The organism is Flavobacterium sp. ASW18X (genome assembly GCF_005144745.1).
Classification (GTDB): domain Bacteria; phylum Bacteroidota; class Bacteroidia; order Flavobacteriales; family Flavobacteriaceae; genus Croceivirga.
Window position 1 is genome coordinate 394755 of the sequence record NZ_SWKK01000004.1, and the last position, 15246, is coordinate 410000.

16 protein-coding genes are annotated in these 15246 nt (G+C 35.5%); 12 read left to right on the forward strand and 4 right to left on the reverse strand.

Translation table 11 applies throughout. The features are described from left to right. Positions 1–154 precede the first annotated feature (154 nt). Together FBT53_RS04550 and FBT53_RS04555 are read left to right on the forward strand one after the other, a co-directional pair. Complete coding sequence (locus tag FBT53_RS04550) at positions 155–1150, forward strand: FecR family protein (RefSeq protein ID WP_136949976.1); 996 nt, start codon at positions 155–157, stop codon at positions 1148–1150. A gap of 19 nt (positions 1151–1169) precedes the next feature. Continuing rightward, on the forward strand, positions 1170–4109 hold the full coding sequence (locus FBT53_RS04555; protein ID WP_136949977.1) for a TonB-dependent receptor: 2940 nt from the start codon (positions 1170–1172) through the stop codon (positions 4107–4109). Between the two features lie 79 nt (positions 4110–4188). Here the strand turns inward: FBT53_RS04555 and FBT53_RS04560 are convergent, their stop codons facing one another. Then, a complete protein-coding gene (locus FBT53_RS04560; RefSeq protein WP_136949978.1) occupies positions 4189–4542 on the reverse strand; it encodes a 4Fe-4S dicluster domain-containing protein in 354 nt (117 codons plus the stop codon). Between the two features lie 67 nt (positions 4543–4609). On the opposite strand from FBT53_RS04560, the gene FBT53_RS04565 reads away from it, so the two are divergent. From FBT53_RS04565 to FBT53_RS04605, 9 genes are all read left to right on the forward strand, one after another. Then, on the forward strand, positions 4610–5656 hold the full coding sequence (locus FBT53_RS04565) for an acyl-CoA reductase (RefSeq protein ID WP_136949979.1): 1047 nt from the start codon (positions 4610–4612) through the stop codon (positions 5654–5656). A gap of 56 nt (positions 5657–5712) precedes the next feature. Continuing rightward, positions 5713–6777 carry a 3-phosphoserine/phosphohydroxythreonine transaminase gene (serC, locus tag FBT53_RS04570; protein WP_136949980.1) on the forward strand — a complete coding sequence of 355 codons (1065 nt, stop codon included), beginning with the start codon at positions 5713–5715 and terminating at the stop codon, positions 6775–6777. A gap of 8 nt (positions 6778–6785) precedes the next feature. Beyond that, positions 6786–7739 (forward strand): NAD(P)-dependent oxidoreductase, encoded by a 954-nt coding sequence (locus tag FBT53_RS04575; protein WP_136949981.1) that lies wholly within the window; start codon positions 6786–6788, stop codon positions 7737–7739. Between the two features lie 62 nt (positions 7740–7801). Continuing rightward, positions 7802–8443 (forward strand): DUF937 domain-containing protein, encoded by a 642-nt coding sequence (locus tag FBT53_RS04580; protein WP_136949982.1) that lies wholly within the window; start codon positions 7802–7804, stop codon positions 8441–8443. A gap of 68 nt (positions 8444–8511) precedes the next feature. Beyond that, the gene (locus FBT53_RS04585; protein WP_136949983.1) at positions 8512–8952 is read left to right on the forward strand and encodes a DUF6146 family protein; all 441 of its coding nucleotides are present in this window, start codon (positions 8512–8514) and stop codon (positions 8950–8952) included. Positions 8953–8980: 28 nt separating this feature from the next. Then, positions 8981–9496: a DUF6787 family protein gene (locus tag FBT53_RS04590; protein WP_136949984.1), complete on the forward strand. Its 516-nt coding sequence runs from the start codon at positions 8981–8983 to the stop codon at positions 9494–9496. Between the two features lie 55 nt (positions 9497–9551). Then, positions 9552–9851, forward strand: coding sequence for a hypothetical protein (locus FBT53_RS04595; RefSeq protein ID WP_136949985.1), 300 nt, complete (start codon positions 9552–9554; stop codon positions 9849–9851). Positions 9852–9889: 38 nt separating this feature from the next. Beyond that, positions 9890–12289, forward strand: coding sequence for a TonB-dependent receptor domain-containing protein (locus FBT53_RS04600; RefSeq protein ID WP_136949986.1), 2400 nt, complete (start codon positions 9890–9892; stop codon positions 12287–12289). A gap of 11 nt (positions 12290–12300) precedes the next feature. Next, the gene (locus tag FBT53_RS04605) at positions 12301–12858 is read left to right on the forward strand and encodes a type 1 periplasmic binding fold superfamily protein (protein ID WP_136949987.1); all 558 of its coding nucleotides are present in this window, start codon (positions 12301–12303) and stop codon (positions 12856–12858) included. 36 nt (positions 12859–12894) lie between these two features. Here the strand turns inward: FBT53_RS04605 and FBT53_RS04610 are convergent, their stop codons facing one another. The 3 genes from FBT53_RS04610 to msrA are packed head-to-tail and all read right to left on the reverse strand — an operon-like array spanning position 12895 to position 14403. Beyond that, positions 12895–13194, reverse strand: a complete 300-nt coding sequence (locus FBT53_RS04610) for a hypothetical protein (RefSeq protein ID WP_136949988.1) — start codon at positions 13192–13194, stop codon at positions 12895–12897. Between the two features lie 44 nt (positions 13195–13238). After that, positions 13239–13838, reverse strand: coding sequence for a GTP cyclohydrolase I FolE (gene folE / locus FBT53_RS04615; protein WP_136949989.1), 600 nt, complete (start codon positions 13836–13838; stop codon positions 13239–13241). Between the two features lies 1 nt (position 13839). Next, positions 13840–14403, reverse strand: a complete 564-nt coding sequence (gene msrA, locus FBT53_RS04620; RefSeq protein ID WP_136949990.1) for a peptide-methionine (S)-S-oxide reductase MsrA — start codon at positions 14401–14403, stop codon at positions 13840–13842. A gap of 141 nt (positions 14404–14544) precedes the next feature. Between msrA and FBT53_RS04625 the strand changes: the two genes are divergently transcribed. Next, a complete protein-coding gene (locus FBT53_RS04625) occupies positions 14545–15204 on the forward strand; it encodes an ABC transporter ATP-binding protein (protein WP_136949991.1) in 660 nt (219 codons plus the stop codon). Positions 15205–15246: the final 42 nt, after the last annotated feature.

Here is a 15246-nt window from a genome sequence, read left to right on the forward strand (position 1 = left end):
TAAAGGCTACCTTTATAAGGTGGCCTTTTCTTATTGATTTTGACCAACTATTTGGTTTTTGAACTTAAACCTTAGAAAAAAATAAAAATACCTTAAATTTTTAGGGTATATTTTGAATTTATTAAACTCTATAATTTTAAAGCTGGCTTTGTAGATGATTCAACGTAGAGACATAACTGTGGATAATTTGCTAGAGGATACCTCTTTTGCAAACTGGGCAGAAGGTAAAAACCAGAACGATATTGATTTTTGGAACCAATATATTAAACAGCATCCAGACCAAATTGCTACTATTCGTTTAGCAAAAGATTGTGTTTTAGGCATCCATTTTAAGTCGAAAGTAGTACCAGAAAAACAACTGAATAATGCATGGGAGAAACTAAATCTAAATTTAGAGAATCCTTCTGAAAGTAAACCCATATCATCAAATAGCAAATGGGGTATTGTAACTGGTATTGCAGCCTCTATAGCTCTTATTGCTGTGCTTTTCTTTAAGTTTCAAAATGATATTCCTAACGAATATAAGACCGGTGTTGGAGAAACTTTAAAAGTTTCCTTAACAGATGGCACTAAGGTTCATTTAAACTCCAATTCTAGTATTCAATTCCCAAAAAAAAATCCTAGGAACATTACATTAAATGGTGAAGCCTATTTTGATGTAGAAAAAAAACCAACCACCAAAGCTAAATTTTTTGTAACCACGAATGATTTAACAATTGAAGTTTATGGTACTCGTTTTAATGTAAATACAAGAAGAAATAAAACTGATGTATCCTTAGATGAAGGCAACATTCACTTAAAGCTTAAAAACGGTGTCACCAAAAAAATGATTCCAGGGGATTATATTTCTTATTCTGATACAGATGATCAGGTACTTAAGCATAAACGAATAGAAGAAATCGCTAAGGTATCCGCATGGAAAAGCGGCTCCTTAGAATTTAATGAAACTCCACTTTATATTGTAGCTACTCAAATAGAAGATATTTATAATATTACCATAGAATTTAAGGATGGGGAAGCTCCTAATCAGTTAATGTCTGGGGGAATACCTGTAACCAATCTGGATATTTGCCTAAATGCAATTGCCAAAGCGACCAATACTTTAATCCATAAAGAAGATAATCATATTACCATACAATTGAAAAAGTAACAACTAAATCCTAGCTGCCATGAGAACACCAATCAACCGTAGCAAAATCACAACATTATTAGCATGCCTTATTGGTTTTATTGCCTTAGCAAAAGATAACATACCTGCTAGTTCTTCCGAAACGATGCCCCTTAGCTCCTTCTTAAAAATAGTTGGTGAAAAACATCAAGTATTTTTTAATTACAATCCTTCGGAAATCTCCAGTAAAAAATTAGACCCCTCCAGATATCAGATTAATAAATTGGAAAATACCTTAGTTAAATTAGAACTAGAGACATCCGTAAATATTGATTATTTAGGCGCTAACTATTATGTGGTTTATAATGATGAAAGTTTACGCGCAAAAAAATCGAGCAAAATAAAAACCACCTTACTAAAATCCATAAAGCAGATTCGCCAGCAAAATCAAGTTAAAGGTAGAATTACAGACATGAATGGCTTACCCTTAGCTGGCGTAAACGTTGTTATTAAAGGCACTAATTCGGGAACTACTTCTGATTTTGATGGTAATTATAGTATAAATGCGAATACAGGAGAGATTTTAATTTTTAGTTATATAGGATTTAATACCATTGAAAAAACAATTACAAGTGCTGTTTTAAATGTACAATTAGAAGAAGGAATTTCTTTGAATGAAGTTGTGATGATTGGTAACAGGTCTAAACCAAGAACAGTTCTAAATTCAGCAGTACCAATTGATAATATAGGAGTAGCAGAACTTGCCAGTACCGGACAACCTACGGTAGATAAAATGTTAACCTATAAAATTCCTTCTTTTAACTCTACCAACCAGACTATTTCTGATGCTACAGCCCATTTTGACCCAGCAGATTTAAGGGGTCTTGGTCCTAGTAGAACCTTAGTGTTGGTAAACGGTAAACGTAAAAATCAAAGTGCACTTGTCTACATTAATGATACTCCTGGAAAAGGAGAAGTAGGTGTAGATTTAAAAAGCGTACCTGCGGCAGCCATTGAACGTATTGAAGTGTTACGAGACGGAGCTTCTGCGCAATATGGTTCAGATGCTATAGCTGGTGTTATTAATATGATTTTAAAAAAAGATGTAGAATACACATCTGTGAACGCCAAAACAGGAATTACCACAGAAGGCGACGGTTTTAACTTTGGAGTAGACTTTAATTCTGGTTTAAAACTTGGAGTAGATGGTGGTTATTTAAATGTAACGGCTGCTTATTACCAACAAGAGCTTACTAATAGAGCTGGCGAGCCTGGAGAAGATTTATTATTTGGAGTGACTGCGGACGATCCTACTTGGGGACCTTGGCTACAAGAAAATCCCGATTTAGGAATGACGGTAGGGCAACCAGAATCCAAAAATCTAAATCTAAATTATAATGCAAGTGTCCCTTTTAAAAACAAAAAAGGAGAATTTTACACATTTGGCGGTCTAGCATACCGCGTGGGTAAAAGTTTTGCCTTATACAGAACTCCCTACTGGGTTCAAGACCCATTTAATTTATTGCATTCAGAAGGAACAGCTTATAATGGTTTCCAACCCACTTTTGAAACCGATATTAGAGATAACAACTTTACCGTTGGTATACGTTCAATAGTGCTAGGTTTTGATATGGATATTTCTGGTACCCAAGGAAGAAACGCTGTGGACTATGAAGTAAATAATAGTATAAATCCAGATTTAGGAGCCAATAGTCCTACATCTTTTGATGTTGGTGCTTACACTTTTGATAACATATTAGCCAACCTAGATTTTTCTAGAAGTTTTGGTCAAATAAGCCTTAGCTTTGGTGGTGAAGCAAGAAGAGAGCGTTTTACAGCAGAAGCTGGTCAACCTGAATCTTACGTAGGTAATGGAGTGCAATCCTTTCCAGGTTTACAACCTAATAATGCTGTAGAAGCCACCAGAGACAATTACGGTGTATATGGCGATTTAGAATGGGACATCACAGAACAATTTTTAATAGGAGGCGCTATCCGTTACGAAGATTTTAGCGATTTTGGTGATAATACCTCTTGGAAGATTAGTGCCCGTTATTTGCTACCAGAAGAAAAAGGGGCTATTCGAGCCTCTTATAGCACAGGATTCAGGGCACCTTCTTTGCATCAAATTTACTTAAGCAACGTACAAACCTTAGTATCCGGTGGAACCATTTCTAACCAAGGTACTTTTAATAATGTAGACCCAATTATTAGAGACGGATTAGGTGTACCACAATTAACAGCAGAAACTTCTAAGAATATTTCTGCCGGTATTACTTTTAAGCCTATTCCCAATCTATTCTTTTCTTTGGACTATTACAATGTAAAAGTAGATGACCGTGTTTTGTTTACAGGAGAAATTGGATTTGATGGGGATAACACCACCACCAATCCAGTGGAAGAAATACTAGAAGCCAATGATATTACCAGTCTTAAATTTTTTGTAAACGCAGTAAACACAGAGACAAATGGTGTTGATTTTGTTTCTAACTATTCAAATATAGGTTTAGGAAATGGCGCATTAGATATAACCCTGTCCGCAAATTTTAATAAAACTGAAATTGTAGACGATATAGCTACTCCTACACTACTGGCCAATAGTGGGTATGATATATTTAATAGAAAAGAACAGTCTAGAATTATCTCTGCTAGACCACGTTCTAAAATTCTTCTTGGGCTTAATTATGAACTAGAAAAATGGCAATTTGGTTTAAATAACACCTATTTTGGAGAAGTAACATGGCAACACGCAACAAATCCAGAAAATGACCAAACGTTTGCAGGTAAAGTAATTACAGACCTTAACCTTGGTTTTGATGTCAATGACAAAATCCATCTTTATGTAGCAGCCAACAATCTTCTGAATATATACCCTGATGAGATTGAAACTAATGGGGATGTGGTTACCGACTTAGGTGGCAGATTTAGATACCCTTGGGAGGTGAACCAGTTTGGTTTTAACGGTACAACAATAAATGGTGGCGTAAGTTTTAAGTTTTAAGTGAAAATAATTTACACCAAACAAAAAAGCGGACTTTTATATGTCCGCTTTTCATTTTCATATAAGTTCCTGTAAAAGGTTATCCTTCTGGGTGCATAAAAGCCTGTTTAGCCAACAATTCTTCTTCAGATTCCTCTCTATCCTCATCTGGCACACAACAGTCTACTGGGCAAACTGCAGCACATTGAGGTTCTTCATGGAATCCCATACATTCGGTACATTTATCAGGTGCAATGTAATAGATTTCGTCGCTTATGGGTTCTTGTACTTCGTCTGCATTGACTGCTTTGCCGTCTGGTAAAACTACATCACCAGACAAGGATGTACCATCACTATATCTCCACTCATCTGCACCTTCATATATTGCTGTGTTAGGACATTCTGGTTCGCATGCCCCACAATTAATACATTCGTCTGTTATGATTATTGCCATTATTTTTGCTTTTTCAATCCGTACTTTTGCACAAAGGTAATTCCTACTAATTTAGTCTACAAATATAATGGCAGAACATATACCGCATTTAAAAGCTTTTGTTAAACTAGGTAACTTATTTACCGATTTTTGTAATAAAACCGAATCAGAATACACAGATTGGGACCTAAAAATAGCAGATGCATTACTTAATGCAGAGGCTCATAACGGTTGGTTTACGCAAGAAAACTGCTTAAGAAGCCTACAGGCTTGGGGGGCAGAACTTACAGAAGAAAAACTTACGCAATGGTTAAGTACGTATCCAGAGATAGGTAGCAAACCTGCTAAAAAAATAGCCATTATCATGGCAGGTAACATCCCTTTAGTTGGCTTTCATGATTTTTTAAGCGTTTTATTGTCTGGCCACAGGGTTTTAGCGAAGCTTTCTAGCAATGATAAAATTTTATTACCTCTGGTAGCCAGCTATTTGCAAGAAATAGATCCAGTTTTAGTTGATAAAATTGAGTTTACGGATAAAAAATTACAAGATTTTGATGCTGTTATTGCTACAGGCAGTAACAATACTGGGCGTTATTTTGATTACTATTTTAGCAAATTTCCGAGTATCATTAGAAAAAACAGAAATTCTGTAGCTATAATTGATGGAACAGAAACTGCGGAAGATTTGGCATTGTTAGGGAATGATATTTTCTGGTATTTCGGGCTAGGCTGTAGGAGCGTTTCTAAATTATTTGTCCCAAAAGGATATGATTTTGACCATTTTTTTAAGGGTATATATGCTCACGCAGCTATCATAAATAATCACAAATACGCTAATAATTACGATTATAACAAGGCAGTCTATTTAATGTCTAATTACAACATCTTAGACAATAACTTTATTTTATTGAAAGAAGAAAAAGGTTATGCCTCCCCTATTGGTTGTTTATTTTATGAGTATTATGACAACAACCTAGAACTGCAAGAAAAGTTAAAGGCAGATGCAGAACAACTGCAATGTGTGGTAGCAAAATCAGGGTATGAAAACACAATAGACTTTGGGCAAACACAAAAGCCGGCATTAAGTGATTATGCTGATGGTGTAGATACTATATCTTTTTTAGTATCACTCTAAAAATAGATTGAGCAATCCACAAAAAATTAAGACCTTTATCCATTAAATCCATCGCAATGAAAAAACACAATTTTAGTGCTGGTCCTTGTATTTTACCACAGCAGGTAATGCAAAAAGCCTCAGAAGCCGTAATTGAGCTAGACGGTATGGGCCTTTCACTTATAGAAATATCTCATAGAAGCAAAGAGTTTGTATCCATTATAGAAAATGCTAGGGCGTTAGCTTTGGAACTTTTAGGCTTACAAGACAAAGGGTATTCCGCCTTATTTTTACAAGGTGGTGCAAGTATGCAGTTTCTACAGGTTGCTTACAATCTTTTAGAAACCAAAGCGGGCTACATTAACACAGGTACATGGAGCTTAAAGTCCATTAAAGAAGCTAGATTGTTTGGGGAAGTAGTTGAGGTAGCAAGTAGCCAAGAACAGAATTTTAATCACATCCCAAAAAACTACACTGTTCCTGGGGACTTAGATTTTTTACATGTCACCTCCAATAATACTATTTATGGAACTCAAATAAAAGATTTCCCAAAGGTGAACGTTCCACTGGTTTGTGATATGAGTTCTGATATTTTTTCCAGACAGCTAGATTTTTCTAAGTTCGATTTGATTTATGCGGGAGCACAAAAAAATATGGGTCCAGCGGGCACTACTTTAGTGGTAATCAAAGACGAAATTCTAGGTAAAGTTTCGCGTAAAATTCCATCCATGCTTAACTATCAGGTACATATAGCAAAAGATAGTATGTTTAATACACCACCTGTATTTGCAGTATATGTATCTATGCTCACCTTGCAATGGCTTAAAGATTTAGGCGGTATAGCCGCTATTGAAGAAGTAAATGAGAAAAAAGCTAATCTAATTTACTCAGAAATAGATTTAAACCCACTATTCCACGGTATTGCAAATAAAGAAGACCGTTCTATAATGAATGCTACCTTTAATTTAACGGATGATACTTTAAAGGAAACTTTTGATATCATGTGTAAGGATGCGGGAATTAGTGGCTTAAACGGGCACCGTTCTGTAGGTGGTTACCGTGCCTCTATGTACAATGCATTACCACTAGAAAGTGTAGGAGTTTTGGTAGATATAATGAGCGAATTGGAACGAAAAGCGTAATAGTTACTATGATACTTTTAGCCAATGACGGTCTTGCACAAAAAGGCAAAGAAAAATTAGAAGCTGCTGGTTTTACCGTAAAGGTGGTTCATGTAGCTCCTGAGCAAATCGTAAATTACATTAATGAGCACAAGGTAGAAGGAATTTTAGTGCGTAGCAATACCGAATTAAGTAAGGAGGTTTTACAAAAATGCCCTAATTTAAAACTAATTGGCAGATTAGGTGTAGGTCTAGATAAAATTGATGTTGCATTTGCAGAAAGTAAAAAAATTAAGGTGATAAATACACCGAAAGCTTCTGCCAACGCAGTCGCCGAGTTGGTATTTGCTCATTTGCTTTCTGGAGCCCGTTTTTTGTACGATGCTAACAGAAATATGCCTTTAGAAGGAGATTCAAGGTTTTTGGCATTAAAAAAAGACTACGCCAAGGGCTCGGAATTAAAAGGCAAAACCTTAGGAATTATAGGTCTAGGACATACGGGGACGGCAGTGGCAAAAAAGGCATTAGGCTTGGGTATGCGCGTTGCTTTTTACGATAGAAAGATTAAAGAAAAATCAATAGAATTATCTTTTTATGATGGTCAACGATTAACCTTTGATTTGGATGGAATTACCTTAGAAGAGCTCTTACAAACTTCTGATTACATCAGTATACATGTTCCTAAAAACCAAGAATATGTTATTGGTAAAAGGGAGCTAGGCTTAGTAAAAAAAGGAGTTGGTATTATAAATGTATCAAGGGGTGGCACTTTGGATGAGGTGGCTCTTGTAGATGCTTTAGAGAACGGAACAGTAGCATTTGCCGGATTAGATGTTTTTGAGTCGGAACCAACACCAGAAATACGCATTTTAATGCATAGTAGCATTTCTTTATCTCCACATTTGGGAGCATCTACATTAGAGGCGCAAGAACGTATTGCCTTAGAATTGGCAGATAAAATCATCGATTCTTTTAAAGCTTAGTTAAAATTTTGGTCTGGTTTTTGTAAATTACCAACTAATAATAAACACTAATTAAAATTATAATGTCAGGATTATTAGATTTAATCAATAGCCCTATAGGGCAGCAGTTGGTCAGTGGAGTTGCAGGCCAAACAGGACAATCCTCCAATAAAACTGCAGAAGTATTGTCTATGGCAATGCCACTTTTAATGGGTGCCATGAAAAAAAACACGGCTAGCCCAGAAGGCGCACAAGGATTGATGAATGCCTTAAACGCTAAACATGATGGCGGTATTTTAGAAAATCTTACAGGATTGTTTGGTGGTGGTGTAGACCAATCTGTAATGGATGATGGCGCAGGAATCCTTGGCCATGTTTTAGGAAGTAAACAGACTCAGGTAGAAAATGCTTTAAGCAGTAAAACAGGTATGGATAGTGGTGCTGTAGGCCAGATTCTTAAAATAGCAGCTCCAATTTTAATGGGATACTTAGGCAAACAACAGCGTCAACAAAATATTAGCTCACCAGACGGTCTTAATGGATTATTAGGTGGGTTAATGGGAGGCAATGCTGCTGCTAATCAACAACAGTCTCTAATAGAGTCTTTCTTGGATTCTGATGGTGATGGTAGCATTATAGATGACTTAGCCGGAATGGTACTTGGTGGAGGAAACCAGAAAAAAGGCGGTATTGGAGGTCTTTTGGGCGGTTTATTTGGAAAATAAATTATCAAATTAGATAGATTAACAAGTCGTTTGAAAATTTCAAGCGACTTTTTTTGTATCTTATAATTATGAAAAAGAGTGTTTTAGTATTCCTTTCTTTAATCCTATTTAGTTGTGGAGCCACCAAACAACAAATGGTAATCTCCAATGAAGAAAAACAAATTTTGGAGTCCACAGAAGAACAAGAAGTAGCTATATCTGACGAAGAATCTGAGTACGAAATCATTATCATAGAGCCAGGTTTCTATACATGGCTTAATAGTATCGCGAAACCAGAAGGGTATTACTCGCAAAGCTTTTTAGAAAATAGAAATCAGATTTATGTAATAAATTGGAATCAAAGAGTGATGAATCCTTCTGTTTACAATCCTAATCTGTACGAACTTCAAATTAATTATGACCCAAACATAGACTATGGGTATGATGTAAACTACAAACTTTATAACTACTTTATATTCTTTCAACGCAAGTATAACCAACGTTTAGGTCCCTTTGTGCCCCGCATATAATGTTTACCTTTGCAGACTTTATATAGTTATGGAAAGAATTAAAAAACGTTGGGATATTATTAAAAGTTGGCAATTTGTATTTCCAATATTAGGTTTTCTACTCACGTTGGCCACAGCTTACTACTTTGCTAGAAAATTTATACACCTTACAAACACTAATAACACAATATGGGAATGGCCTATCACCTTAATTGTAACTATAATCCTATGTACAGTACTCCTAAAATTCTTTTTGTGGTGCTTTGAAAAGTTAAAAAACAAATGGATAACACAATATAGATGGGAAATGATTGCCATTTTTATTGTGTTTGCGATTACTGGTAGTCTTTCTGCTAGATTAGCTGCCCCACTAGTAAACCTTATAGGATTGGACTATGAAACAAGTAGTGGATGGTTGTATTGGCCAGTTCGTATTTTAATAATTTTTCCTATTTATCAATTTCTTTTGGTTGCCATTGGCTGGTTGTTCGGTCAATTTCGCTTTTTTTGGGCTTTTGAAAAACGAATGCTAAAAAAAATGCGACTAGGTTTTTTGATTCCTTAAATTGTGATTTTATTAACAACTAAAAATCTAATTAATAACTTAGATTTGTGAATCAATGAAAGCAAAACAGATTTTCACTTATGTTCTGTTATTTACCTTATTTACTTTTAAGGTATCGTCTTTTCATGTGTTTTCACATACCGATAATGAAGATACGGAAATTGAAAACTGTTTGTTATGTGAGGTTGCCTTAACCGATCAACAGGAAGTTTTTTTTGTACCTTCTTCTTTAGAAATTGAAACGTTGGCGGTTTCAATTACATTCACTTCTTTGTCAATTAAACCGGCAAAAGCATTTAGTTCTTTTTACTTTTATAAGCATACCTCTCGCCCACCCCCTAAAAGCTTAGTTTAGGCAGATTTTACTTTAATTTTAATTCAACATTATTTTAGATGAGAACACTTGTGTTCTTGGTATTCCTTTTAGGAATAGCAATCATTGGCTTAGGTCAACAGTGTAACGTTACCTTAAAGGGTACTGTAAAAGATTTTCATGATAATTCCTTTCTAGAGGGGGCTACCGTAGTAGTTGTCGCTACAAATCAATATGCGGTTACGGACCAAAACGGATATTACCAATTACAAAATTTGTGCCCTGGTAAAATTGAGGTAGAAGTGTCTCATATTTCTTGTAATACACGTATTGAAGAACTAGAAATTACTGAAGATACTACCCAAAATTTTAGCTTAGAACATCATTTTGAAGCGCTAAAAGAGGTAAAAGTAATTGGTGATGCCGTGCACGATAAAACCAATTCGAGCCAAGAGGCCTCTATTACTGCCGCAACATTGGATGAAAGCAGCGCTGGTAGTTTGGGTGATATTTTAAAAAACGTAAGCGGAATAACAACATTAAACACTGGAGCTTCAATAGTAAAACCATCTATCCACGGATTAAACGGAAGCCGCGTACTTATTTTAAATGATGGTGTCCGTATGCAAGATATGGAATGGGGAGATGAACATGCTCCTAACGTAGACCCCAACAGTATTGGCAATATACGCGTTATAAAAGGAGCTTCTGCTTTACAGTACGGAGGTGATGCCTTAGGAGGCGTAATTGTTATGGACCAGAATACTTTTTTTAATAGAGATACCCTTTATGGTAAAACCATAATAAATGGTATATCTAATGGCCGTGGGGGTAATATAACTACCAAATTAACCAAGGTTTTTGATAATCATTGGCATATTAGCGCCAATGCTTCCTTTAAAAAATTGGGAGACCAAGAAGCACCAGATTATATACTAAGCAATACAGGTGTACAAGAAGCGGGATTCTCAATCAATGTGGGCAGACACGGTTATAAACAAGGTTTTAACGCCAAGTACGCATACTTTGATACAGAGATTGGAATTCTTAGGGCATCTCATATTGGCAGTATTGGGGACTTAATTTTAGCTATAAATAACGATGTTCCTTTAGTCATAAATGATTTTACTCATGACATCGATAACCCTAAGCAAAAAGTACAGCATCATCTTGCTAAATTAGAATACTACAGACGCTTTAAAAGCCTAGGAAAACTTAGCTTTCAGTATGATTTTCAGCAAAATAACCGCCAAGAGTTTGATGTAAGACGAGGCGAAAATGCAAATAGGGCTTCTGTAGATTTAGAATTGACTACACATACTGCAGGCCTACAAATGGAGTGGGTAGATTGGGGCAAGTTTGAGCTGCAAACGGGATTAATGGGCAGATACCAAGAAAACTTTCCAGACCCTAGCACGCAGGTGCGTCGTCTTATTCCGGACTATGACAAGTACGATGCTGGATTTTATAGTATTTTAACCTATAAAGCCAATGAAAAATGGACGCTAGACGCTGGTTTACGCTATGACTTTTCTCATATAAACGCTCAAAAATTTTATATCACTACACGTTGGGAACAGTTGGGTTATGACCAAGAATTTGGTGATTGGGTAGTAGAAGATTTTGGAAACCAATTATTGACAAATCCTACTTTTGATTTCCATAATATTTCTGCCACCGTAGGTGCTAAATTTTCTCCCTCTAATTTTGATAGTTTTAAAGTGAATTACGCTATGGCGCAACGCGCTCCTAACCCCTCTGAATTATTTAGTGAAGGCTTACACCATTCCGCTTCTAGAATAGAATTAGGAGATTTGCGTATTAATAGTGAAACTTCGCACAAGATAGCTATAGCTAAAGAACGAGACTACAATTTTTGGGGATATGCTTTGGAACCCTACTACAACTACATTCAGGATTTTATTTTACTAGAGCCATCTGGTGTAGAATTTACTACGCGTGGCGCTTTCCCTGTTTGGTCTTACAGACAAACTAATTTACGTTTATTGGGCTTGGACGTTAGTGCCTATGCCAATTGGTCTAATTATTTTAAGACCAATCACATGTTCTCTATAGTAAAGGCTAAAGACTTAGAACAAAACGGACCTGTAGTTAATATTCCATCAGCAAGGACTACAAATTCCATCACCTATAAAAATGCTAAATTAAATCAATTAGAGGTTGCACTAAGTAGCAATTATGTATTTAGACAAAACGAAACTCCAGAAAATCTATTTGTGTATTCGCCAAGAGAAGACCAACAGGTAGAAGTTAAAATTAATAATGCTCCAAATGCGTACCACCTACTTAATTTTAGCACCAAAATACAATTTTCTTTAAGTGAAAAAACGCAACTTACTACCTCATTAATGGTGAATAATGTACTTGACACTTCTTATAGAGACTACTTAAATAGGCAACGTTATTTTGCCGATGACTTAGGACGAAATTTTATTTTACAATTAAAACTCAATTATTAATAACTACTATTATGAAAGCAATTAAATTTTTATCAATCTTAGCAACCACTGCAGTTCTATTTTCTTGTTCTGATGATGACGATGCAGACACTCCAGAATTAATTAACGATGAGGAAACCATTACTACAATGAATATTACCTTAACGCCACAAGGTGGGGGTGATGTTGTGGAATTCACCTATGTAGATTTAGATGGTGATGGGCCAAATGCTCCAGAAGTGAGCGCACCAGACTTGGCTGGAGGCATCACCTATGTAGGCAGTATAGAATTACTAAATGAATCTGAGGAAGACCCAGAAGACATTACGGAAGAAATTATGGAAGAAGATGAAGAACACCAATTAATCTTTGAAACCACAGGTTCTTTAAATTCAGTTGTGGTAACAGATGTAGATGGTAATAATAATCCTGTAGGTTTAGCATTTACCTTAGAAACACTTACCGCGGGAGCAGCGAGTTTAACGGTGTACTTAAAGCACGAACCTATTAAGCCAAACGATGGTACTTTTGAAGGTTCTGGAGGTGAAAGTGAATTTGAGGCAACATTTCCATTTAATATTACCCAATAAAAAGATAAAGGCCGCTTTTAGCGGCCTTTTCTAATTTTAAACGTCTATTATTTTACCAACTTTTTTACCAGAGAATACATAGGTGTACAACCACATTATTGTAAAGGTGGGTATTACATCTAAACCAGGAACTAACTCTTCTATAAAGGTTACCACCCCTGCAGCTTTACCCATTTTGCCTTGGTACATACGGGTCATTAACCAACCTGCAACTGGTGCCCATACCAAATCTAACATATCTCCTAAGCCAGGAAATAAAAGGGAAGACATCCCCACTAAATCTAATAAGAGTCCTAGAATAAGATATTTTATTTTTTTGTCTTTCTTCTTTGTCATGTTTGTAATTTACTTAAAAAGTTACAATTATCAAGCCAAAAAATTTAAGACAAATCGGCACTAATCAGTTTTAAAAATTCGTTTCTAGTTTCAATTTTTTCAAATTGTCCCCTAAATCCAGAAGTGGTGGTCACCGAATTTTGTTTTTGTACGCCACGCATCATCATACACATGTGGCTAGCCTCTATAACTACCGCTACGCCTTTTGGTTTTAGCGTATTATTCAAGCATTCTAAAATATCATGTGTAAGTCGTTCTTGTACTTGTAATCTTCTGGCAAATACATCTACTACACGTGGTATTTTGCTTAGTCCTACAATATGTCCATTGGGTATATAAGCCACGTGGGCTTTTCCAAAAAAAGGCAGCATATGGTGCTCACACAAAGAATATAACTCTATGTCTTTAATAATCACCATGTCATCATAATCCTCTTTAAACATCGCCCCTTTCAAGATTTTTTCTGCATCTTGCTTATAACCTTGTGTTAAAAAAAGCATTGCTTTAGCAGCACGTTCTGGAGTTTTCACTAAACCTTCTCTAGCTACGTCCTCTCCTATTTCATCAATAATTTTAGCATAACGCTCTTTAACTTCATTGGTAACGCTAATGTTATATTCTTCTAAATTCTGATATGGTGCCATATTATTTATATTCTTCTTTTAATTGCTCCGCAAAGTGCGAATATAGCTTTTTGATTTTTGGGTCGATAATAACTCTACAATACGGTTGCATTCCATTTTCATTATAATAATTGTGATGGTCTTCTTCTGCTAGATAAAAAGGAGCTTCTGGTGATATCGCTGTAACAATGGGGTTTTCGAATATTTTAGCAGCATCCAATTCCTTTATAAATGCTTCTGCAATGGCTTTTTGTGCCATATTGGTATAAAATATCTCACTCCTATATTGTGTGCCCACATCATTACCTTGTCGGTTTAATGTAGTTGGGTCATGCGTAGCAAAAAAAACTTCCAACAGTTCAGAATAGGTTATTATATCTGGATTAAAAGTAACTTTTATAGCCTCTGCATGCCCTGTTCTACCGGTACAAACCTCTCTATAGGGAGGATTTTTTATATGCCCCCCAGTATAACCCGATACCACATGCTTAACTCCCTTTAAGCGCTGAAAAACCGCTTCTGTACACCAAAAACATCCATTCGCTAAAATGGCAATTTCTGTATTCTCAATATTTTGTTTATTCATTACAAAATTTTATTAAACAAAAATACTAATTATAAAATCAGTCTAAACATTAAATATATAAATCTTATAAATGCCTTCATCTTTAACATTTATAGTCTTGTTAATATCAAGATGCTTACATTTACAGTAATTCTGTTTTAGATGATAAAAGCAAATAATTTAAAGAAAACATACGGCGATTTAGAAGTTTTAAAAGGAGTTGACTTGCACATACAAAAGCAAGAAATTGTTTCTATTGTTGGTGCTTCTGGAGCTGGTAAAACCACGCTATTGCAATTGTTAGGTACTCTGGATGTTCCCAGTAACATTACGGAAAGTAGTTTGGAAATAAATGGTGTAAATGTAAATGGATTAAACGATAAAAATTTAGCTAAGTTTAGAAATGAACATATAGGATTCATATTTCAATTTCATCAATTATTACCAGAATTTACTGCCTTAGAAAACGTTTGCATTCCCGCATTCATCAAAAAAACCCATAAAAAAGAAGCAGAAAAAAAAGCTAAAGAACTTTTAGATTTTTTAGGACTTAGCCATAGGTTTGAACACAAACCCAATGCCTTATCTGGTGGAGAACAACAACGTGTAGCAGTAGCCCGCTCTTTAATAAACAGTCCTTCTGTTGTGTTTGCTGATGAACCTAGTGGTAATTTAGATTCAGAAAGTGCAGAAAATCTACATCAATTATTTTTTAAACTTAGAGAAGAATTTGAACAAACCTTTGTGTTGGTTACGCATAACAAAGATTTAGCCGCAATGGCAGACCGCTGTTTAACTATGGTAGATGGGCGTATGGTATGATGTTATTAAAAAAAGTATGGTATTTTTTTATAAATCCTTGCT